The 21,222-nt window shown below is 71.3% G+C and carries 15 protein-coding genes; 11 read left to right on the top strand and 4 right to left on the bottom strand.

Annotation, left to right across the window (positions count from 1 at the left end):
* Window positions 1–28: 28 nt before the first annotated feature.
* From msrB to NZH93_RS38410, 8 genes are all read left to right on the top strand, one after another.
* Entirely contained in the window at window positions 29–457 is a 429-nt protein-coding gene (gene msrB, locus NZH93_RS38445; protein WP_259628225.1) for a peptide-methionine (R)-S-oxide reductase MsrB, read from the top strand.
* A gap of 326 nt (window positions 458–783) precedes the next feature.
* On the top strand, window positions 784–1,659 hold the full coding sequence (locus NZH93_RS38440; protein ID WP_259628224.1) for a TIGR04222 domain-containing membrane protein: 876 nt from the start codon (window positions 784–786) through the stop codon (window positions 1,657–1,659).
* Between the two features lie 76 nt (window positions 1,660–1,735).
* Window positions 1,736–2,626: a TIGR04222 domain-containing membrane protein gene (locus NZH93_RS38435; protein WP_308214291.1), complete on the top strand. Its 891-nt coding sequence runs from the start codon at window positions 1,736–1,738 to the stop codon at window positions 2,624–2,626.
* The gene (locus tag NZH93_RS38430) at window positions 2,626–3,441 is read left to right on the top strand and encodes an MbnB/TglH/ChrH family RiPP precursor modification enzyme (RefSeq protein WP_259628222.1); all 816 of its coding nucleotides are present in this window, start codon (window positions 2,626–2,628) and stop codon (window positions 3,439–3,441) included. The genes NZH93_RS38435 and NZH93_RS38430 overlap by 1 nt, the downstream gene beginning before the upstream one ends.
* Window positions 3,438–3,785, top strand: coding sequence for an SCO6045 C-terminal-like domain-containing protein (locus NZH93_RS38425; RefSeq protein WP_259628221.1), 348 nt, complete (start codon window positions 3,438–3,440; stop codon window positions 3,783–3,785). The genes NZH93_RS38430 and NZH93_RS38425 overlap by 4 nt, the downstream gene beginning before the upstream one ends.
* Before the next feature lie 256 nt (window positions 3,786–4,041).
* A complete protein-coding gene (locus NZH93_RS38420) occupies window positions 4,042–7,281 on the top strand; it encodes a S8 family serine peptidase (RefSeq protein WP_259628220.1) in 3,240 nt (1,079 codons plus the stop codon).
* 88 nt (window positions 7,282–7,369) lie between these two features.
* Window positions 7,370–7,849 carry a hypothetical protein gene (locus NZH93_RS38415; RefSeq protein WP_259628219.1) on the top strand — a complete coding sequence of 160 codons (480 nt, stop codon included), beginning with the start codon at window positions 7,370–7,372 and terminating at the stop codon, window positions 7,847–7,849.
* Between the two features lie 199 nt (window positions 7,850–8,048).
* Window positions 8,049–11,273 carry a S8 family serine peptidase gene (locus NZH93_RS38410; RefSeq protein ID WP_259628218.1) on the top strand — a complete coding sequence of 1,075 codons (3,225 nt, stop codon included), beginning with the start codon at window positions 8,049–8,051 and terminating at the stop codon, window positions 11,271–11,273.
* Window positions 11,274–11,318: 45 nt separating this feature from the next.
* Here the strand turns inward: NZH93_RS38410 and hemQ are convergent, their stop codons facing one another.
* A complete protein-coding gene (gene hemQ, locus NZH93_RS38405) occupies window positions 11,319–12,011 on the bottom strand; it encodes a hydrogen peroxide-dependent heme synthase (protein WP_259628217.1) in 693 nt (230 codons plus the stop codon).
* 249 nt (window positions 12,012–12,260) lie between these two features.
* Here hemQ and NZH93_RS38400 point away from each other — a divergent pair, with 249 nt between their 5' ends.
* Window positions 12,261–15,461: a S8 family serine peptidase gene (locus NZH93_RS38400; RefSeq protein ID WP_259628216.1), complete on the top strand. Its 3,201-nt coding sequence runs from the start codon at window positions 12,261–12,263 to the stop codon at window positions 15,459–15,461.
* Window positions 15,462–15,500: 39 nt separating this feature from the next.
* On the opposite strand, the gene hemG is transcribed toward NZH93_RS38400, so the two are convergent.
* Both hemG and hemE read right to left on the bottom strand, forming a co-directional pair.
* Window positions 15,501–16,922, bottom strand: a complete 1,422-nt coding sequence (gene hemG / locus NZH93_RS38395) for a protoporphyrinogen oxidase (protein ID WP_259628215.1) — start codon at window positions 16,920–16,922, stop codon at window positions 15,501–15,503.
* Window positions 16,919–17,965 (bottom strand): uroporphyrinogen decarboxylase, encoded by a 1,047-nt coding sequence (gene hemE / locus NZH93_RS38390; RefSeq protein ID WP_259628214.1) that lies wholly within the window; start codon window positions 17,963–17,965, stop codon window positions 16,919–16,921. The genes hemG and hemE overlap by 4 nt, the downstream gene beginning before the upstream one ends.
* Before the next feature lie 102 nt (window positions 17,966–18,067).
* Here hemE and NZH93_RS38385 point away from each other — a divergent pair, with 102 nt between their 5' ends.
* Window positions 18,068–18,631: a DUF3000 domain-containing protein gene (locus tag NZH93_RS38385; protein WP_259628213.1), complete on the top strand. Its 564-nt coding sequence runs from the start codon at window positions 18,068–18,070 to the stop codon at window positions 18,629–18,631.
* A gap of 400 nt (window positions 18,632–19,031) precedes the next feature.
* Here the strand turns inward: NZH93_RS38385 and NZH93_RS38380 are convergent, their stop codons facing one another.
* Window positions 19,032–20,204: a dipeptidase gene (locus NZH93_RS38380; RefSeq protein WP_259628212.1), complete on the bottom strand. Its 1,173-nt coding sequence runs from the start codon at window positions 20,202–20,204 to the stop codon at window positions 19,032–19,034.
* Window positions 20,205–20,457: 253 nt separating this feature from the next.
* On the opposite strand from NZH93_RS38380, the gene NZH93_RS38375 reads away from it, so the two are divergent.
* Complete coding sequence (locus tag NZH93_RS38375; RefSeq protein ID WP_015099292.1) at window positions 20,458–21,174, top strand: response regulator; 717 nt, start codon at window positions 20,458–20,460, stop codon at window positions 21,172–21,174.
* Window positions 21,175–21,222: the final 48 nt, after the last annotated feature.

Raw genomic sequence — 21,222 nt, 5'->3', positions numbered from 1 at the left:
GGCGCCCGAATCGCATTAGCGTGGAGGCATGGAACCTGTTGTCGGCGCCACGCCGAAGGTCGTCCGCTCGGAGCAGGAGTGGCGGGAGAGCCTGACCCCCAGCGAGTACCGCGTCCTGCGCCAGGGCGGCACCGAGCCCGCGTGGGTCGGTGAGTACACGGACACCAAGAAGGTCGGTGTCTACGAGTGCCGCGCGTGCGGCACCGAACTGTTCCGCAGCGAGACCAAGTTCGACTCGCACTGCGGCTGGCCCTCGTTCTTCTCGCCGCTGGCGGCGGACCGGGTGATCCTGCGCGAGGACCGCGCCATGGGCATGGTCCGCACGGAAGTGCTGTGCGGGAACTGCCACAGCCACCTCGGGCACGTTTTCGAGGGCGAGGGTTACGACACTCCTACGGATCAGCGTTACTGCATCAACAGCATCAGCTTGCGATTGGTGGACGAATCCGCGCCCTAATGCGGAATGCGTCTCTCCGGAGTCGTTCGAGCACGCAGCGCAACAGGCGACAATCGGGTCTCCGTGAAGCAGACTGGTGTGGTTGCCCCGGATGACGTCCTTGGGTGACGTCATCCGGACCGGTCTCCGACCTGGGAGGAAGCATGTTCTTGCTCAAAGGAACTGATGGCGAGGGGTCCAGCGGAGTCGACGGGTCGTCGTCCTCCTAAGCAATACCCAACAGCAGCCTAAATTTCGCTCAAGCCCCTTGTCGGGATGTGTTCCAGAGCACACGCTTGCCTCTCGATTGGCGGACGAGTTCCGCCAAGAGCGGCAGGGGGTGGACCGTGGAGCAACCTTGGGGGCTTTCGGGCCCGGAATTCCTGAACATCTACTGGATCGCGCTGGGCATCTCGGTGCTGTTCGCGATCGGTGTGCGGATCCGGATGCGGGCGAGCCGGGTGGGCGCGCCCGCGGGGAGCGTGGACGTCGACGAGTTGGCGTACCTCGCGGGCGGGCCTCGACGGGTGGTCGAGGCCTCCCTGGCCAGGCTGATCGAGGCCGAGGCGCTCCGGTCGACCCGACGCGGCACGGTGGGGCTGATCGGCAAGCCGAAGGCGACCAACGCCGTGGACCGCGCCGTGCTGGCGGACGCGGGCCGCTACAGCAACCGCACGCTGAACCTGCTCATGGCCTCCGTGGTGCAGGCGGACGCGGTGAAGGCGGTCGGGACCCGGCTCAGCGGGGCGGGGATGCTCATCGAGCCCTCCACGGCCAAGCGGGAACTGCGGGTGGGCGCGCTGCCGATGGTGGTGCTGTTCGCCATCGGGGTGGTCCGCTGGGTCAACGGGATCGCGATCGGCGCTCCCGTCGGCTGGCTGACGCTCCAGTTGATCCTCACCGCCGTGCTGGTCGTGCTGCTGACCCGGTCCGGCTCGATCAGGCGCACGGCCGCGGGTGACCGCGCCCTGGAGGGCGCCCGGTCGGGCAGCAGGGCGGCGGCGAGCGCGGGCGGTGTGGCGGGGCTGGTCGCCCTCGGCGGGTTGTCCGCGCACCCCGACCTGGCCCTGCGCACGTCGCTGATGTACACGGCCGCGAGCACGAGCAGCGGCGGCGGTTACGTCTCGTCCGGGACCGGTTGCAGCACCGGCGGGAGCAGTTGCAGCAGTGGCGGAGGAAGCAGTTGTGGTGGGGGCGGCGGCTGCGGCGGGGGTGGCAGCTAGCCGGTGAGGGGGTGCCGAGGCCATCGCGGACGACTTGACGTCGCCGTGGTGGCCTCGGCCTCACAGCGCGGAACGAATGGGCCCGCCGCGGAGTCGGATGGCCATCGGCTTGTGGGAAAGGCGGCGGTCAATGGCTTCCGGGACGGATATTTCGGGCAGAACAGGCATCTCGGTCGAGGAATTCGGCTACCTGTCCGGCGGGCCTGGCCGCGCCGCGGAGGTGGCGGTCGTCCGGCTGCTGGAGGCGGGACTCCTGCGGATCTCCCGTGAGGGGGTGGTGAGCGCGGTGTCCGCGACCTCGCAGGGCGCGGCGACACCGTTGGAGGCGTACGCGCTGGGCGCGGCCCGCACCGGCCGGATGCTGGGCGAGCTGATCAAGTCCACGGCGGGCAGCGGCGCGCTGGACGCGCTGAAGCAGCACCTGGTCGACCGGGGTCTGCTGATCTCGCCCGGCAGGCGCAAGGCGTGGGGCTTCGTCCGGTTCCTCTGCGTCGTCGCCGCGGTCGGCGCCATCGCCGCCGTCGGCCTGGTGGACCTGAACGCCGGGATCGCGATCCTGGTGGTCGTGCTCGCGCTGGCCGTCCGCTGGGTCGCGGGCCGGATGCGCCGTCCGGTGCGCCGGGCGGGCCGCCGCGAGGAGCGGAAGGTCGTGGTCATGTCGAACGACCGGGTCGGCATCGTGGCCCAGCACGGCCTGACGGGACGCATTGGGAATTTCCCGAACATGTACTACGTGTGGGAGATGCTCGGGATCGTGCCGAGCGCGGGCGCGACGCTGCGCCGGGGCAAGCACGCCCGGAACAGGAACGGCTCGGACGGCGGCACCATGTACGGGAGCAGTTGCAATAGCTGTTCCAGTGGCTGCGGCTCGAACAGCGGCTGCGGTTCCAGCAGTGACAGCTCGTCGTCGTGCAGCAGCGGATCGTCCTGCGGCTCGTCGTGCGGTGGCGGAGGAGGTGGGGACTGATGGGTGCCATCGACAGGCTCGGCGTCGGCATCGGCTGGCGCGCGGAGATCGACCTGACCGTGGAACGGCTGCCCGACGTCGACTTCGTCGAGGTGGTCGCGGAGAACCTGCACGTGGAGCACCTGCCGGAGTCGATCCTGCTGCTGCGCGAACGGGGTGTGCCGGTGCTGCCGCACGCGGTGTCGCTCTCGCTGGGCAGCGCGGACCCCGTCGACGCGCACCGGGTCGAGCACCTCGGCTCGGTGGCGGAGGCGCTGGGCGCGCCGCTGGTGAGCGACCACGTGTGCTTCGTCCGCGCGGGCGGGCTCGACTCCGGGCACCTGATGCCGGTGCCGCGCACGCGGGACGCGCTGGACGTGCTGGTGGCCAACGTGAGGACGGCGCAGGCGAACCTGCCGGTGCCGCTGGCGCTGGAGAACATCGCCGCGCTGCTGGAGTGGCCGGACGGCGAGCTGACCGAGGGCCAGTTCCTGGCGGACCTGGTGGAGCGCACGGACTGCTTCCTGCTGATCGACGTGGCGAACCTGCACGCGAACGCCCGCAACCTCGGCACGGACCCGAACCGGTTCCTGGACGAGATCCCGTTGGAGCGCCTGGCCTACGTGCACGTGGCGGGTGGCGTGGAGAACGACGGCGTCTACCACGACACCCACGCCCACGCGGTGCTGCCGGAGGTGCTGGACCTGCTGGGCGAGCTGAGGTCCCGCGTGGACCCGCCCGGTGTGCTGCTGGAGCGCGACGACAACTACCCGTCCGACACCGAGCTGGCGGGCGAGATGGCGGCGATCCGCGCGGTGCTGGCGGGGCGCGGATGACCGACGGGGCGCGGGAACGGCTGGCCAGGGCCCAGGCGGAGCTGCTGACCGCGCTGCTGGCGGGCGGCCCCTCCCCCGGCGGGTTCGACGAGCGCCTGCTGCGCGTGGAGGCACGGTCGCTGCTGGCGAAGCGGCGCGGCATCGTGGCGATGCTCGCGCCGGAGGCCGTCGACGCGCTGGCGGACCGCTTCCGCCCGCTGTTCGACGAGTACGCCCTGGCCCACCCGCGGGTGGCGGGCAGCCGGGCTCGGGAGGACGCCGCGGCCTTCACGGCCTGGGCGCGGGACCGCGGGGCCCTGCCGCCGGTGAAACCGAAGCGCTGGTGGCGCCGGACCGCGTCCTGACGCGAGAGCGCCGCGAACTGATACGGGACGACCGTGGCACATCTCTGCCACGCCCCTGCTCACGCCGTTTTCCGTCACGGAGCGTGGCAGAAGGTCGGCCGGAACTTCGCCCGTCAAGTGGAAGGCACGCTTCTCAAACGTCGATATGTTCGAAAGTGCCGGGGTCTTTCGTCACTTTCGGTACACCGCCGCCACCGTTCGATCGACGCCCCGGTCGTGCGTTCCCGCACGGATTCACCAAACCGGGAGGTGGCTGTTGCGATCAACACGACGACACGGCGCTCTACTGGGAGTGGCCGCGCTCGCGTTCGGACTCGTGGTCGGATCGGCGGGGGAGTCGACGGCCGCGGAGTCCGCGCCGACGAGGTTCCCCGCCGCGGGCAAGGCGGGTTCCGTCACGCTGATCACGGGTGACCGCGTTGTGCTCGACGGGACCGGAGGTGGCTCGGTCGTCAAGGCCGCCGGTCGCGACAACGTTGTCTTCACCACGTCCACCGAGCAGGGGCACGTCTTCGTCGTCCCCGCCGACGCGCGGCGGGCGGTGGCCTCGGGCCGGGTGGACAGGCGGCTGTTCGACGTCACCGAACTCATCGAGTCGCGCTACGACGACGCCCACCGCGACTCCGTTCCACTGATCCTCACGACCGGCAAGGACCTCCGCGCGGCGGGCTCCCCCGTCGGGACAGCGGTCACCGGTGCACTGCCGACCGTGCGGTCGTTCGCGGCCCGCACGGCCAAGGCGCAGGCCGCGAGCGCGTGGAGCGCCCTCCTCGCCGACAGCGCCTACACGAAGATCAGGCTCGACGGCCTGCGGCAGCCGACCCTGGACCGCAGCGTGGCGCAGATCGGCGCTCCCGCGGCGTGGCAGGCCGGCTACACCGGGACCGGCGTGAAGGTCGCCGTGCTCGACACCGGCGTCGATGCCGAGCACCCCGACCTCAAGGGCCGGGAACTGGTGGAGCAGAACTTCACCGAGGACGCCGACAACCAGGACCTCGTCGGCCACGGCACGCACGTGGCGGCCACGATCGCCAGCGCCGGGGCCAAGTACCGCGGCGTGGCACCGGACGCGAAGATCATGGACGGCAAGGTCTGCGTCCTCAACGGGTGCGCCGAGTCGTGGATCCTCGACGGCATGGCGTGGGCGGCCGAGCAGGGCGCCGACGTCGTGAACCTCAGCCTGGGTGGCGGTGACAGCCCGGAGATCGACCCGCTCGAAGAAGCGGTGAACACGCTGTCCGCCCAGTACGGCACGCTCTTCGTCATCGCGGCGGGCAACTCGGGCGGCGCCGAGACCATCGGCTCCCCCGGCAGCGCGGACGCCGCGCTCACCGTCGGTGCCGTGGACCGCAACGACGGCATCGCCCCGTTCTCCAGCCGCGGCCCCAGGGTCGGCGACGGCGCCGTGAAGCCCGACGTCACCGCACCGGGTGTGGGCATCGTGGCGGCGAAGTCGTCCACCGGCGTGATCGGCACCCCCGCGGGTGACGGCTACGTGTCCATGTCCGGCACGTCGATGGCCACCCCGCACGTCGCGGGCGCGGCGGCGCTGCTCAAGCAGCAGCACCCCGATTGGACGGGATCGCGGATCAAGGCGGCGCTGGTCGCCTCGGCGAAGCCGAACCCGGCGCTGACCGCGTTCGACCAGGGCACCGGGCGGATCGACCTGACCAAGGCCATCACCCAGACCGTGACGGCCGAGCCCGCGAGCCTCAGCCTCGGCCTGCACGAGTGGCCGCACGCCGACGACGTGCCGGTCTCCAAGGAGGTCGTCTACCGCAACTCCGGTACCGACGCGGTCGCGCTGGACGTGGCCGTCGACGTCAAGGGTCCCGACGGCAAGCCCGCTCCCGCGGGCCTGCTCACGGCCTCCCCGGCGAAGGTGACCGTGCCCGCGGGCGGCGAGGCGAAGGTGGTCGTCACCGGCGACACCCGGATCGGCTCGGTCGACGGCGCCTACACCGGCACCGTCGTCGCCACCACGGCGAGCGGAGCGGTGCGCAGCCCGCTCTCCATCGTGCGCGAGGTCGAGAGCTACACCGTGACCGTCAACCACACCGGGCCGGACGGCAAGCCCGCCCCGGACAGCTCCACGGCGCTCGTGGCGCTCGACACGATGAAGGCCTACGGCTTCTACGAGGAGGACGGGAGCAGCAGCGTCCGCGTGCCGAAGGGCGACTACTTCGGCACGACCTACATCGTGACCGGGTCCGACTGGGCGGTGCTCACGCGGCCGAAGCTCACGGTCAGCGGGGACACCGTCGTCGACATCGACGCGCGGGTCGCCAAGCCCGTCAAGGTGTCCGTCCCCGAGCCCGCGGCCGAGGGCGTGCTGGGCGAGTACTCCGTGACCAGGCGGTCGGGGCAGAAGAGCACCGGCTACGGCCTGATCTACCTCAGCGACTTCGGCGACACCCTGACGACGGCCCAGCTCGGCCCGGACGTCGCGCCGGGTGACCTGACGGCGCGGATGGGCGTCCAGTGGCGCGGCACCCCGGACGGTGACACGCCGATCAACTACCGGTTCGGCTCGGCGTGGTTGGGGAAGGCGCCCACCGGGCACGTCCGCGACCTGGCCAAGAAGGACTTCGCCGAGGTCAGGACCACGGTCGGCCCGACCCCGGAAGGCCGGACCCACGCGCACGCGCTGCTCGGGACGGACCCCGACGGCGGTGGCGGCTGGTCGTGGATCGCGCCCATGGGCGAGTCCGGCACGATGGTCGACCTCGTCGCCGGTGACAACACCACGTGGGGTGCCCTGTACGACCAGGTGTCGGGCAACTCGCTGGAGACGGAGCAGGTCACGCCCCCGAAGAAGTACAAGCCGGGCAAGAGCTACGAGCTCGCGCCCAACTACGCCGTCTTCAGCCCCGGCTTGGACGGCTACCTGCGGGCGTTGGGCCGGAGCGGCGACTCCATCCGCGCCTCGGTGCCGCTCTTCAGCGACAACAGGGGCGGTGAGGGCTACTCGCTGGTCGACTCGGCCAGGACAACGCTCTTCCGCAACGGCACGAAGGTCGGTGAGACCACCACCACGTACGGCGACTTCACCGTGCCAGCCGAGGCGGGGGCCTACCGCCTGGAGTCCGAGGCGACCCGCAGCGGCGTGTCCGAGTTCAGCACCAGGGTCAGCGCCGCGTGGACGTTCCGCTCGGCGCACGTGGACGGGCAGCAGTCCAAGTCGCTGCCGCTGTCGGTCGTCCGCTTCCTGCCGAAGCTGGACAAGAAGAACTCCGCACCCGCCGGACGGCTGATCGCGGTTCCGCTGCTCGTGCAGCAGAACCCCGGTGCCGACAACGGCCGCGTCAACCGGATCACCGTCGACGTCTCCTTCGACGACGGCAAGACCTGGCGCCACGCACCCGTCATCGGCAGGTCGGCGATCGTCCACAACGGACCCGCCGGCAGCTTCGCCTCACTGCGGGCCAAGGCCACCGACAGCAAGGGGAACTCCGTCGAGAACACCGTGATCCGCGCTTACAAGATCGCGGGCTAGCAGTGGCGGGCCCGTGGCGTTCTCGCGCCACGGGCCCGCTCACCCGACGCGGAGCAACCCGATCGGCCGTCGCTTCCGTCTGGAGCACATGAGGATCATCGCCGTCATCGCGTCGCTGCTCGCCCTCTGCGGGTGCGCCGCGGAACCCAAGGCCTGCACGCTCATCGGCACACGGGTCGGCATCGGCCTGGACGTCGACCTGCCCGGCGTGAAGTCCGCGACGCTGGAGGTCTGCTGGGGTGGCAAGTGCACGAAACCGGCCGTGACGCTGACGCCCGCGACCACGAACGGGCGGGAGACGTGCACCGGCACCGCCCCCACCGACACCTGCGGGGTGTCGGTCGTGCCGACGGGCGGGATGATCGGCTTCGCGGAGGTCGTGGGCCTGCCCTCCGAGCCCGTCACCGTGACCCTGACGCTGGCGGACTCGGCGGGCGCCGTCGTGCTCGACGAGGACCTGACCGTGACGCCGAAGCAGACCTACCCGAACGGCCCGGACTGCGGCGGGGGCGGCGCGCAGGCGGGTCTCGTGGTCTCCGCGGCGGGCGTCGTCACCGAACGCGCCTGACCCCGGCAACTACGCGGGGTGATCGGACGCCGGTCCGGTACTTCGCTCGTTGAGCGGAATCCAACCACTTCCACCGCCGATAGGTTCGAGGCCTCCGGGGGGATTTCGTCACGTTCGGTTCACCGCTGCCGCCGTCCGATCGGCGCCCCCCGGAAGCGCGCCCACGGCGGGCGCGCACACCTCAGGGGGAGGTAGCCAGTTGCGAAGGACACGAAGGCGCGGTGCCCGTTGGAGCGCGTCCCTGCTCGCGCTCGGCCTGGTGGTCGGCTCCGCCCAGTCGGCATCGGCCGCTCCGGGGCCCGTCGACCGGGCCGGGCCGGGTTCCGCCGGTTCGGTCACGCTGATCACCGGCGACCAGGTGGTGGTGATCGGTGACCAGGTCGGCTCGATCGTCCCCGGCCGCGACCGCGCGGGGATCCCGTTCTCGAAGTTCACCGCCGCCGGACACCAGTACGTGGTGCCGGAGGACGCCAAGCCGCTGCTCGCGGCGGGCAAGCTGGACCAGCGGCTGTTCGACGTCACCGGGCTGCTCGCGGCGCGCTACGACGACGCGCACCGCGACTCCGTGCCGCTGATCGTCACGCCCGCGCCGGGTGGGTCCGTCGCTGGCCTCGCCAAGACCGCGGACCTGCCCGTCGTGGGCTCGTTCGCGGCCCGAGCGGCCAAGGCGACGGCGGCGGACTCCTGGCGCGCGCTGGCCGCCGCGCCGGACGGCTACCGCAAGATCTGGCTGGACGGCCTCCGCCAGCCCACGCTGGACCGCAGCACCGCCCAGATCGGCGCGCCGGACGCGTGGCGGGCGGGCTACACCGGGACCGGCGTGAAGGTCGCCGTCCTGGACACGGGCGTCGACGCCGCCCACCCGGACCTCGTGGGCCGGGAACTGGCCGAGAAGAACTTCACCCAGGACCCGGACAACCAGGACCTGGTCGGCCACGGCACGCACGTGGCGGCCACCATCGCCAGCGCCGGGGCGAAGTACCGCGGCGTGGCACCGGACTCGCAGATCCTCGACGGCAAGGTGTGCGTGAACGGCGGGTGCGCCGAGTCCTGGATCCTCGACGGCATGGCGTGGGCGGCCGAGCAGGGCGCCGACGTCGTCAACCTCAGCCTCGGCGGGGACGACAGCCCCGAGGTCGACCCGCTCGAAGCGGCCGTGAACGCGCTGTCCGCGCAGTACGGCACGCTGTTCGTCATCGCGGCGGGCAACTCCGGGCGTCCCGGCACGGTCGGCTCCCCCGGTAGCGCGGACGCCGCGCTCACCGTCGGCGCCGTCGACCGCGAGGACAGGGTCGCGCCGTTCTCCAGCCGCGGCCCCAGGGTCGGCGACGGCGCCGTCAAACCCGACATCACCGCGCCCGGCGTGGACATCGTGGCCGCGAAGTCGTCCACCGGCTCCATCGGCACGCCCGTCGGCGACTCCCACGTGGCGCTGTCCGGCACGTCGATGGCCACCCCGCACGTCGCGGGCGCCGCGGCGCTGCTCAAGCAGCAGCACCCCGACTGGACCGGCGCGCGGCTCAAGGCGGCGCTCGTCGCGGCGGCCAAGCCCACGCCGGGCGTGGGCGCGTACGACCAGGGAGCCGGGCGGGTCGACCTGACCAGGGCGATCACCCAGTCCGTGACGGCCGAGCCCGTCAGCGTCGCCCTCGGCGTCCAGGAATGGCCGCACGAGGACGACGAGCCCGTCACCAAGGACATCACCTACCGCAACACGGGCCCGACGCCCGTGGCGCTGGACGTGGCGGTCGACGCGACCGGGCCGGACGGGAAGCCCGCGGGCCTGTTCACCGTCGCGCCGGCCAAGGTGACCGTGCCCGCGGGCGGTGAGGCGAAGGTCTCCGTCACGGGTGACACCAAGCTCGTGGCGCTCGACGGCGGCTACGCCGGTTCGGTCGTCGCGAGTTCCGGCGCGACCTCGGTCCGCACGCCGGTCGCCGTCCTCCGCGAGGGCGAGACCCACACCCTCACGCTCGACTACACCGACGCCGACGGGGCTCCCGCGACCCAGAACTCCACGTTCCTGGTGGGCCTCGACTCCGGCCAGGCGTTCTTCCTGTCCGAGGAGGACGGGCAGGCGTCGCTCAAGCTGCCCGTGGGCAACTACTTCGCGGGCAGCTCCGTGCTGACCGGTGACGACCGGTACGCGTCCCTGCCGTACCCCAGGCTGAACCTGACCGCGAACACCACCGTGGCGGTCGACGCCCGGCTCGCCAAACCGATCACGCTGACGGTGCCGGACCCGAAGGCCGAGGCCATCGGCAGCATGATCAACCTCTCCCTCCGCCACGGCGAGACCGGGGTCACCACCATCGGGCTGTTCCTCGGCGCGTTCGACGGCGTGACGATCGCCCAGCTCGGTCCGGACGTCGGCGCCGACCTCAGCGCGACCCTCGGCGCGGAGTGGCGGGCGGCGCCCGTCGGGACCACGCCGGTCACCTACCGGTACACCTCCGGGTTCACCGGATCGCTGCCCACCGGGTACGTCCGCTCGCCTGCCAAGCGGGACTTCGCCGAGGTCCGGACCCGGTTCGGGCCGACTCCCGACGGCCGCCAGAACCTGCACGGCATGATGGGCGTCGACGGGAACGGGAGCGGCGGGGCCTGGCTGGTCGAGGTCCCGGCACCGGGTACCGCGATCGGCTACCTCGCGGGCGAGAACATCCGGTGGAGGTCGACGTTCGTCCAGACCCGGCGCACGGGGACGGGCCTGGACTTCGAGGCGACGCTGAGCGGGACGGCCCGCGCGTACCGGCCCGGCGGGGCCTACCGCGAAACCATGAACACCGCCGTCTTCGGTCCCACCACGACGTCGTACTCCGCGCTCCACCGGCGCGGCGACACCCTCACCGTGAGCGTGCCGCTGTTCGGCGACGGCGTCGGCAACCCCGGCGGCTCGATGACCACCACGGCCCGCACGACGCTGTTCCGCGACGGCGTGCGGGTCGGCGAGTCGCCGGGCGCGGCCTACGGGGAGTTCGAGGTGCCCGCCGCGGCGGGGTCGTACCGGGTGGAGGCCGAGGCGACGCGGAGCGTGGTCTCGGACGTGAGCACGAAGGTCTCCGCCGCGTGGACGTTCCGCTCGGCGCACGAGGGCGACGAGGAGCGGAAGCTGCCGCTGTCCGTGCTCCGCTTCCAACCCGAACTGGACGCGGTCAACGCCGCGCCCGCCGGACGGCTCCTGCGGGTGCCGCTCGTGGTGAGGCAGAACGCCGGTGCGGACAACGGGAAGGTCCGGCGGATCGCGGTCGAGGCGTCGTTCGACGACGGCGCGACCTGGCGCCGGGTCCCGGTCGTCGGCGACTCGGCCCTCGTGCTGAACGGCAAGGCCGGCTTCGCGTCGCTGCGGGCGAAGGCCACCGACAGCAAGGGGAACACGGCCGAGACGACGGTGATCCGCGCCTACAAGATCACCGGGAAGTAGCCGGGAGCGGGCCCGCGGCGGCCAGCGCCACGGGCCCGCTCGCGGTCACGGCAGGTTGATGACCAGCTCGGAGGCGGGCACGCGGGTCCCGGTGTAGAACGGGACCTCCTCGCGGACGTGCAGGCGGGCCTCGGTGCCGCGCAGGTGCCGCATGAGGTCGACGATGCGGTGCAGCTCGTCCGCCTCGAACGCCAGCATCCACTCGTAGTCGCCGAGCGCGAACGAGGACACCGTGTTGGCGCGCACGTCCGGGTAGTCCCGCGCTTCCTTGCCGTGGTCGGCGAGCATCTTGCGCCGGTCGGCCTCGGGCAGCAGGTACCACTCGTAGGAGCGCACGAACGGGTACACGCACACGTACTTGCGGGCCTCTTCACCGGCGAGGAACGCCGGGATGTGGCTGCGGTTGAACTCGGCGGGCCGGTGCAGCGCGACCTGGCTCCAGACCGGGGTGGACACGCGGCCCACGGCGGTGCGGCGGAAGCCCTGGTAGGCGGCCTGGACCTGTTCGATCTCCTCGGCGTGCCACCAGATCATGTAGTCCGCGTCGGCCCGCAGGCCCGCGACGTCGTACACGCCGCGCACCACGACGCCCTTGCCTTCCAGGGCGTCCAGGTAGTTCTGCGCCTCGGTGGCCGCGGAGCCGCGGTCGTCGGGGAGGCGGCCGGGTTCGACGCGGAAGACCGACCACATGGTGTAGCGGATGGTGTCGTTGAGCTCGGTGTAGTCCAGGCGGGCCATGGCTCCATCCTCTCACCGCCGGACACGGCCGGGAACGACCGGTGGTACGCGCAACACCGTGATCCACGCCTACCAGATCCCGTGCGGGCGGAGGTGGCGAAAACATGGCGCTCTCACGCCACGTGCTCGTGCAACCACGCACGGCCAGTGGTCGTGGCCGGAAGTGCGGGAGCGCTTCCAGGCGTCCCGCACCAGGTTCACCACACCAGGAGGTGGCTGTTGCGATCACCACGACGACACAGCGCTTTAATGGGGGTCACCGCGCTCACGCTCGGACTCGTGGTCGGGTCCGCGGGCGAGTCGGCGGCCGAGGGCTCCGCACCGCCGAGGTTCACCGCGCCGGGAGCGGCGGGCTCCGTCACGCTGATCACCGGCGACCGGGTCGTGCTCGACGGGGCCGGAGGGGGTTCGGTCGTCCCCGGCACCGGCCGTGACGACATCGCCTACTCGACGTCCACCGAACAGGGGCACCTGTTCGTCGTGCCCGACGACGCCCGCAAAGCCGTGGCGAGCGGCCGGGTGGACAGGCGGCTGTTCGACGTCACGGAACTCGTCGAGTCGCGCTACGACGACGCCCACCGCGACTCCGTGCCGCTGATCCTGACCACCGATGGCGGGGTCCGGGCGGCCGACGCCCTCGCGGGCACCACCGTCACCTACGACCTGCCCGTCGTGAAGTCCTTCTCGGCCAACACCTCGAAGGCAAAGGCCGCGGACACCTGGCGGACCCTCGTCGGTGACAGCTCGTACACGAAGATCAGGCTCGACGGCCTGCGGCAGCCGACCCTGGACCGCAGCGTGGCGCAGATCGGCGCGCCCGCGGCGTGGCAGGCGGGTTACACCGGAACCGGCGTGAAGGTCGCCGTGCTCGACACCGGCGTCGACGCCGAGCACCCCGACCTCAAGGGCAAAGAACTGGCCGCGAAGAACTTCACCTACGAGTCGGACGCGGACCTGAGCGGCCACGGCACGCACGTCGCGGCCACGGTCGCCAGCGCCGGGGCCAAGTACCGCGGTGTGGCCCCGGACGCCAAGATCCTGGACGGCAAGGTCTGCGTCCGGTTCGGGTGCGCCGAGTCCTGGATCCTCGGCGGCATGGCCTGGGCCGTCGAGCAGGGCGCCGACGTCGTCAACCTCAGCCTCGGCGGCGGCGACAGCCCGGAGATCGACCCGCTCGAAGAAGCGGTGAACACGCTCTCCGCCCAGCACGGCACGCTCTTCGTCATCGCCGCGGGCAACTCGGGCAGCGACGCCGAGACCATCGGCTCCCCCGGCAGCGCGGACGCCGCACTGACCGTCGGCGCGGTCGACCGGAACGACGACATCGCGGCGTTCTCCAGCCGTGGCCCCAGGGTCGGCGACGGCGCCGTCAAACCCGACGTCACCGCACCAGGCGTGGACATCGTGGCCGCGAGGTCCTCCACCGGTTCGATCGGCACACCCGTCGGCGACGGCTACGTGTCCATGTCGGGCACGTCGATGGCCACCCCGCACGTCGCGGGCGCCGCGGCACTGCTCAAGCAGCAGCACCCCGACTGGACGGGATCACGGATCAAAGCCGCCTTGGTCGCCTCCGCCAAGCCGAACCCGGCGCTGACCGCGTTCGACCAGGGCACCGGCCGGATCGACCTCACCAGGGCCATCACCCAGACCGTGACCGCCGAACCCGCCAACCTCAGCCTCGGCCTCCAGCAGTGGCCGCACGCCGACGACGTGCCGGTCACCAAGGACGTCGTCTACCGCAACTCCGGCACCGACACCGTCACCCTCGACCTGACCGTCGACGCCAAGGGACCCGACGGCAAACCCGCCCCCGCGGGCCTGCTGACCGTCGCCCCCGCGAACGTCACCGTCCCCGCGGGCGGCGAAGCGAAGGTCACCGTCACCGGCGACACCCGGATCGGCACGCTCGACGGCGCCTTCACCGGCACCGTCATCGCCACGTCGAGCACCGGGGCGGTGCGCAGCCCGGTCTCGGTCGCCCGCGAGGTCGAGAGCTACACCGTGACCGTGAACCACACCGACCTCGACGGCACCCGCGCACCAGGCGAGACCTACCTCGGGGAGATCGGCGGTTCGCAGACGTACTACCTGTCCGAGGACGACGGGAGCGCCCAGATCCGCGTGCCGAAGGGCGACTACTACGCGTGGAGCACCATCGTGACGGGGAAGAGGTTCGCGTTCCTGGCGGCCCCCAGGCTGACCGTGGACGAGGACACCGTCGTCGACGCCGACGCGCGGATCACCAAGCCCGTCAAGGTGTCCGTCCCGGAGCCGACCGCCGTGATCCGGATCAGCGACGTCGGCGCGACCTGGCCGACGGCGACGGGCACCGTCATCCACGGCAAGGCGCTGCCCGACACCTACGAACCGTCGACGGGCCAGATCGGCGAGGACGCCGCGCCGGACCGGATGGCCTCGCGAGTCGGCGTCCAGTGGCAGGGCACGCCCGTGGGCGACATGCCGATCAACTACCGGTTCGCCTCGGCGTGGAAGGGCGAGATGCCCACCGGGGTGGTCCGCGACCTGGGCAAGAGCGACTTCGCCGAGGTCAAGACCACCGTCGGGCCAAGTCCTGATGGCCGCGACCACTTCCTGACGCTGAGCCCGGCCGACTCCCTCGGCGGCGGCACGTTCGCCTGGCGGGCACCCGTCGGCGCGTCCGGCACCGCGACCGACTACGTCGCCGGTGACGGCGTCACGTGGACCTCGACGCACGAGCAGATCTTCGAGAACACCATCGAGGCGGAGCAGAACACGCCGCCGCGGGAGTTCCGAGCAGGCAAGCGCTACGCCAACCTGCCCGGCTACGCGGTGTTCGGCCCGGCGCTGGACGGGTTCGCCTACGCGCTGGGGAGGACCGGCTCGACCCTCCGCGTCACGGTGCCGGTGTTCGGCGACAGCACGGGCGGGACGGGCTACTCGGCGTTCGACAGCGCCAGGACGACCCTCTTCCGCGACGGCGTGAAGATCGGCGAGAGCACCGAACCGGGCAACCTCCGGGGCGACATGTCCTCGCTCTCGGCGTCCTACCGGGTGGAGACGGAGGCGACACGCAGCGGGGTGTCCGAGTTCAGCACGAAGGTCACCGCCGCGTGGACGTTCCGCTCGGAGGAGGTGGGACCGCGGTACACCCCCCTCCCGATGTCGATCATCCGCTTCCGCCCCGACCTGGACCGGCGGAACACCGCCCCCGCCAATCGCACGTTCCCGGTGCCCCTCGTCGTCCAGCAGAACCCCGGCGCCGACAACGGCCGCGTCAACCGGATCACTGTCGACGTCTCCTTCGACGACGGCAAGACCTGGCGCCACGCACCCGTCATCGGCAGGTCAGCACTGGTCCACAACGGACCTGCCGGCAGCTTCGCCTCACTGCGGGCCAAGGCCACCGACAGCAAGGGCAACACCGTCGAGAACACCGTGATCCGCGCCTACAAGATCGCGGGCTAGCAGTGGTGGGCCCGTGGCGTTCGCGCGCCACGGGCCCGCTCACCGCTGGACGCGGCCGAGGAGGTGGGCGGCGACCCGTGCGGCGGCGGCGTCCGCCGTCGCGATGCACGCGGGCACGCCCACGCCGTGCAGCGAGGCGCCGGCCACGGCGACGCCCGGCAGTTCCGCCACGGCGTGCTCGATGCCGGACACCAGGTCGAGGTGGCCGACGCCGTACTGCGGCAGGCCGCCACCCCACCGGGTGACGACGGTGTCGATGGGCGCGGCGGTGACGCCCGTCAGCTCGGCGAGGTCCGCGCGCACGACCTTCACCAGATCCGCGTCGGAGCGCTGGAGCAGCGCGGTCTGGCCGAAGCGCCCGACCGACCCGCGCACCAGCAGCGGGCCGTCGTCGAGGTGCGCCCACTTCCGGCTGGAGAACGTGAAGGCCTTGGCGGTGAACGGGGTCGTGTCCCGGTGGCGCTCGCCCTCGGCGATCAGCACACCGGACCGCTCCGGCAGTTCCGTGCCCGGCGGGAGGGCCATGGCGACCACGGCCATCGACGCGACGTCGATCTCCGCGTACCGCTTCGCCGCGGCGGGCGCCACGTCGCCGAGCAGCTTGCGCGCCGACGGCGCGGGCACGGCGAGGACGATCCCGTCCACGTCGAGGTACTCCGGCGACGACGCCGACCCGATCTCCAGCCGCCAGCCGACGTCGCGCCAGCTCAACGCCCGCACCGGCAGCCCGAGGCGGACCTGCGCCGCCGAGGCGCGCTCCAGCGCGTCGATCAGCCCGGACAGTCCGCCCGCCAGCGTGCCGAACACCGGTGGGCGCTTCGCGCGGGCCTGCGGTGGGGCGGGCATCGTCGTGGCGGCGGCCGCGAGCAGCGACCCGATCCCGGAGTCCAGCGCCGTGGCGAGCTGCGGCATGGTCGCCCGCAGCCCCAACGACTTCGGGCTGCCCGCGTAGACGCCGCCGAGCAGCGGACCGACCAGTCGGGCACCGACCTCGGGCCCGAACCGCTCGTGCAGCAGCGTGCCGACGGCCACGTCGGCGCCGTCGAGGCGAATGGGCGGCAGCGCGGGCTCGGCCTCGACCCGGCGGAACCCGTCGTCGGACAGCACCGACCGCACGGCCTCCGCGGACGCGGGCACGCCCATGAGCGTGTGCGCCGGGATCGGCTTGGTGCGACCGCCCGCGCGGATGGTCGCGGGCACGCCCGTCGGGTGCACCACGGACGCCGAGATGCCCAGTTCCAGGATCAGCTCGGCCGCTTCGGGCCTGCGCACCAGGAACGCCTCGGTGCCGACGTCGTAGGCGTGCCCGGCCAGCTCGACCGTGCTCAGCTTGCCGCCGAGCCGGTCCGACTGCTCGACCAGCGTGATCGTGGCGCTCGGTCCGAGCAGCTTGCGGAGCCGGTGCGCCGCGGCGAGACCGGAGACACCGCCCCCGATCACCGCGACGTGGAGTGGTCTCATCCGGCGGCGTGCACCAGCTCGACCGCCTTGGTGATCATCTCCGGATCGGTGTCCGGCAGCACGCCGTGCCCGAGGTTGAAGATGTGCCCGGCGGCGGCCTTGCCCTCACCGACGATCCGCTCGACCTCGCGCTCCAGCGCGGGCACCCCCGCGAACAGCAGCGCCGGGTCCAGGTTGCCCTGCACGACCGGCACCGGCAGCTCCGGAGCGGCTTCGCGGAGGCGGCGCACCGCCTCGTCCAGCGGGATGCGCCAGTCGACGCCGACGACGTCCGCGCCCGCTTCGCGCATCGCGGGCAGCAGCTCGCCCGTGCCGACGCCGAAGTGGATGCGCGGCACGCCGGAGATCGAGGAGAGCACGCGGGTCGAGTGCGGCAGCACGAACTCGCGGTAGTCGCGCTCGGACAGCGCGCCCGCCCACGAGTCGAAGAGCTGCACGGCCGACACACCGGCTTCGACCTGGGCGCGCAGGAACTCCGCGGTCAGGTCGGCGATCCGCCCGAGCAGCGCGTGCCACAGCTCGGGGTCGCCGTGCATGAGCGCCTTGGTCTTCTCGTGGTTGCGGCTCGGACCGCCTTCCACGAGGTACGACGCCAGCGTGAACGGCGCGCCCGCGAACCCGATCAGCGGCACGCCGCCCAGTTCCTTGAGCAGCAGCCCGATCGCGTCCAGCACCGGCTGCACCTGCTCGACCCGCAGCACGGGGAGAGCGGCCACGTCAGCGGCGGTCCGCACCGGGTTCGCGACCACGGGCCCGACACCCGGCACGATGTCCAGGTCGACGCCCGCGGCCTTCAGCGGCACCACGATGTCGCTGAACAGGATCGCCGCGTCCACGTCGTGCCTGCGGACCGGCTGCATCGTGATCTCGCAGACCATCTCCGGGTCCATGCACGCGTCGAGCATCGCGGTGCCCTCGCGCAGCTTGCGGTACTCCGGCAGTGAACGGCCCGCCTGGCGCATGAACCACACCGGCGTGCGAGAAGGCGTGCCACCGCGCGCGGCGACCAGCAGCGGGGCTTCGGAGAGGAGGGAGTTCGTCATCCCCCCAATCGTCCCACGCCACGGGAAAGCGCTTCGGCGCGGTGTCACCCACTCGGCGTGCCGCAGGCGAACGGCGAACGTTTTGGGCATACAGTCGGTGCCGTGACCGGAATCGCGGCGGAGCCCGAGCTGTTCCGGCGGGCGGTGGCGACGCTCAAGTCGGTGCAAACCCGACCAGAGCTGGAACTCACCGAAGTGCGCCCGCCGCAACGCCTAGCACCTTGGGCCTACGCATTGACCGCCGAAATAACCGGCCCGTCGGACGAACTGTCGACGGGCAGGCTGGTCCTCCTGCACGACCCGGACGGCGTGGAAGCCTGGGACGGCAAGTTCCGCCTGGTCGCCTACGTACGCGTAGAACTCGACCCAGAACTGGCAGCAGACCCCTTGCTACCGGAAGTCGGCTGGTCCTGGCTCTCGGAAGCCCTGGAAGTCTCCGGCGCCCCCTTCACCGCCCTGGGCGGCACAGTCACCCAAACGTCCTCAGCCAGGTTCGGCGACATCTCCGGCCCAGCCAGAACAGACGACCTGGAACTACGCGCCTCCTGGACAGCCCAAGACGCAGAACTGGCAGCCCACGGCACAGCCTTCTTCGACCTGATGGCCACAGCGGTAGGCCTACCCCCCGTAGGCGTAACCATGTTCGGCCAACGAACAGGCCACTAACCACTTTGCCCCCCGGCCTGACCGGCCGCACCCATCCCGACCCACCCCTGACCTGCCCTGCCTTCTTCTGTCTTGCATCTTTCCCTGCTTCGCCCTCCCGGACCCTCAACGCCCCCGAGCGCAAGCACGCAACCAGAGAAGGCAGCCAGACCCAGGCCTGCACCCCGATCCAAAGCGCCCTCGTGCCCGCTTTCGTTTGTCAAGGCATCTTTCCCGCCTTGACAAACGAAAGCGGGCATCGAGACACTTGGCGAGCGGGGTGCCGACCGACCCCACCCACCCCCCACATCCCCCTCAAAGCCCTCACTTTGCACAGTATTAATGCACGTGCATCCGCAAGATCACCCGCACACCCATCCGCACACCCACCCCAAGATCACCATCCCCCTCAACCCACCCCTCAATCCGCCTCCCTCAACACCCGCAACACATTCCCCCCAGCCAACTTCGCCAACTCCCCCTCACTCCACTTCCGCTCCAACAACTCCCCGAACAGGTTCGGATAACAAGACACGTCCTCCAACCCCTCAGGCAGCGCCTTCACCCCGTCGTAGTCCCCCCCAAGCCCGATGTGATCAACCCCAGCGACCTCCCGAGCATGCTCCACATGAGCCACCACATCCTGAAGAGTCACGTGCGGAGGCTCCCCACCCCCAGACCACCCAGCCACGAAGACCCCCCTCTCCTCCAGGTCGTTGTGCTTAGCCCCAACAGCGTCCATCGCGTCCTTCAACCGCGCGTCCCACTCCGCGTACGCCTGGGACACGAAGTGCGGCACGAACGTCACCATGCACACCCCGCCGTTGTCCCCGAGCTTCCCGAGCACGTCGTCCGGCACGTTCCGGGGGTGGTCGGCGACGGCCCGGCACGACGAGTGGCTGAAGATCACCGGCTTCGACGTCACCGACAGCGCGTCGTGCATCGTGGTGGGCGCCACGTGCGACAGGTCGACCAGCATCCCGATCCGGTTCATCTCCCGCACGACGTCCCGCCCGAACGGCGTCAGCCCGCCGTGCACCGGCTCGTCCGTCGCCGAGTCCGCCCACGGGGTGTTCTCGTTGTGGGTGAGCGTCATGTACCGGACGCCGAGCCGCCGCAGCGCCCGCAGCACGCCCAGCGACGAGTTGATGCTGTGCCCGCCCTCGGCTCCGAGCAGCGACGCGATCCGCCCGGAGGCGAACGCGGCTTCGGCCTCGGCGGCCGTGGTGGCGATGGCGAGGTCCGACGGGTAGCGGGCTGCCATCTCGTGGACCAGTTCGACCTGCTCCAGCACGGCGGTCACGGCTCCGTCACCCGTCAGCTTGCAGGGGATCCAGACGGACCAGAACTGCAACCCCACCCGGCCCTCGCGCAGTCGGACGAGGTCGGTCTGGAGCGCGGGCTGCCGGATGGACAGGTCGACCTTCGCCGCCGTGGCGAACACGTCGTCGCCGGGACCGTCCGTTGACTTTTCACTGTTTGGGTCCCTTTCGAAGAACTCCCGGAGGGCCCAAGGCAGGTCGTTGTGCCCGTCGGCGAGCTGGATCCGTTCGAGAAGTGCCTGCGCACGGTCCCGGCTTGTGCTGCTCGCCACAGGAAACTCCTAGATGTCGTTGTGAGTGAGACTCGCGTTACGGCCCCATCCAGTTGTCAGCCGATCGTGTGACAGAAGGGGTCACCAGTCACAACTCGATAGGGATAGATACCCGATTGATCGTCCCGTAGACCCGCTCGGGCGGCTACGCTGCCCCAGACGACACCACTTTCGGTCGATCAGTGGCGCGGCTGATTGGCCGAAAGTCCCGGTGCCGGTCGGGGGGCACGACCGACTCCAGGGAGGTAGTGACGTGGCTGCCGTCGGCTTAGGTCAGGCCGTTCGTACCACGCCAGCCGGCTCGTTGCCGGCGAACATGGTCCCGCACCCGCGGGAAGAGTTGTTCTCAGTGCTGGTGGTCGACGACCACCCACTGCTGAGGGAGGCGATATCCGCTCGGCTCACCCAAATGGGAGCCGGGACAGTGCATGAGGCCGCATCGGTTGCAGAGGCTCGGGCGCGGGCTCTGGCAACCGGACCTTGCGACCTCGCGATCCTCGACTTGGGCCTACCGGATGGCACCGGTATCGACCTGGTCACGGAACTCCGTGCTCAGGGCTGGCCGCGAATCGTGGTCCTCGCATCCTCCGACGACCCCTATGCGGTTCGGTCGGCTTTCCAGGCGGGCGCTCAGGCGTACCTCCTGAAGTCGGCTTCGCCCATGGTGGTCACCGACGGGGTGCGCAGGGTTCTCGACGGCGGGGTCTACGCGGATCCGAGTGTGGCTCCGGTGCTCGCAGCGGGCACCAGGGTTCCGGGCACCGACAACACTCCGCGGGAGCTTTCCGCGCGTGAGGTCGAGGTCCTCCAGTTGGTCGCCGATGGCCAGAGCAACAAGGAGATCGGCGAAGCGCTCAGCCTTTCCGCGCTCACGGTGAAGTCTCACCTGAGCAGGATCGGGCGCAAGCTGGGCACCGGTGACCGGGCTCAGATGGTGGCGCTGGCCATGCGTGCCGGCGTGATCCGCTGAGCTGGTCGACGCACTGAACCGGCCTGATACACCCGCGAGCGGGACGTT

The sequence above is a fragment of the Umezawaea endophytica genome, from assembly GCF_025061645.1.
GTDB classification, from domain to species: Bacteria; Actinomycetota; Actinomycetes; order Mycobacteriales; family Pseudonocardiaceae; genus Umezawaea; species Umezawaea endophytica.
Note: the sequence above shows the minus strand (reverse complement) of the source record. Positions and strands in the feature narration are given on the sequence as shown.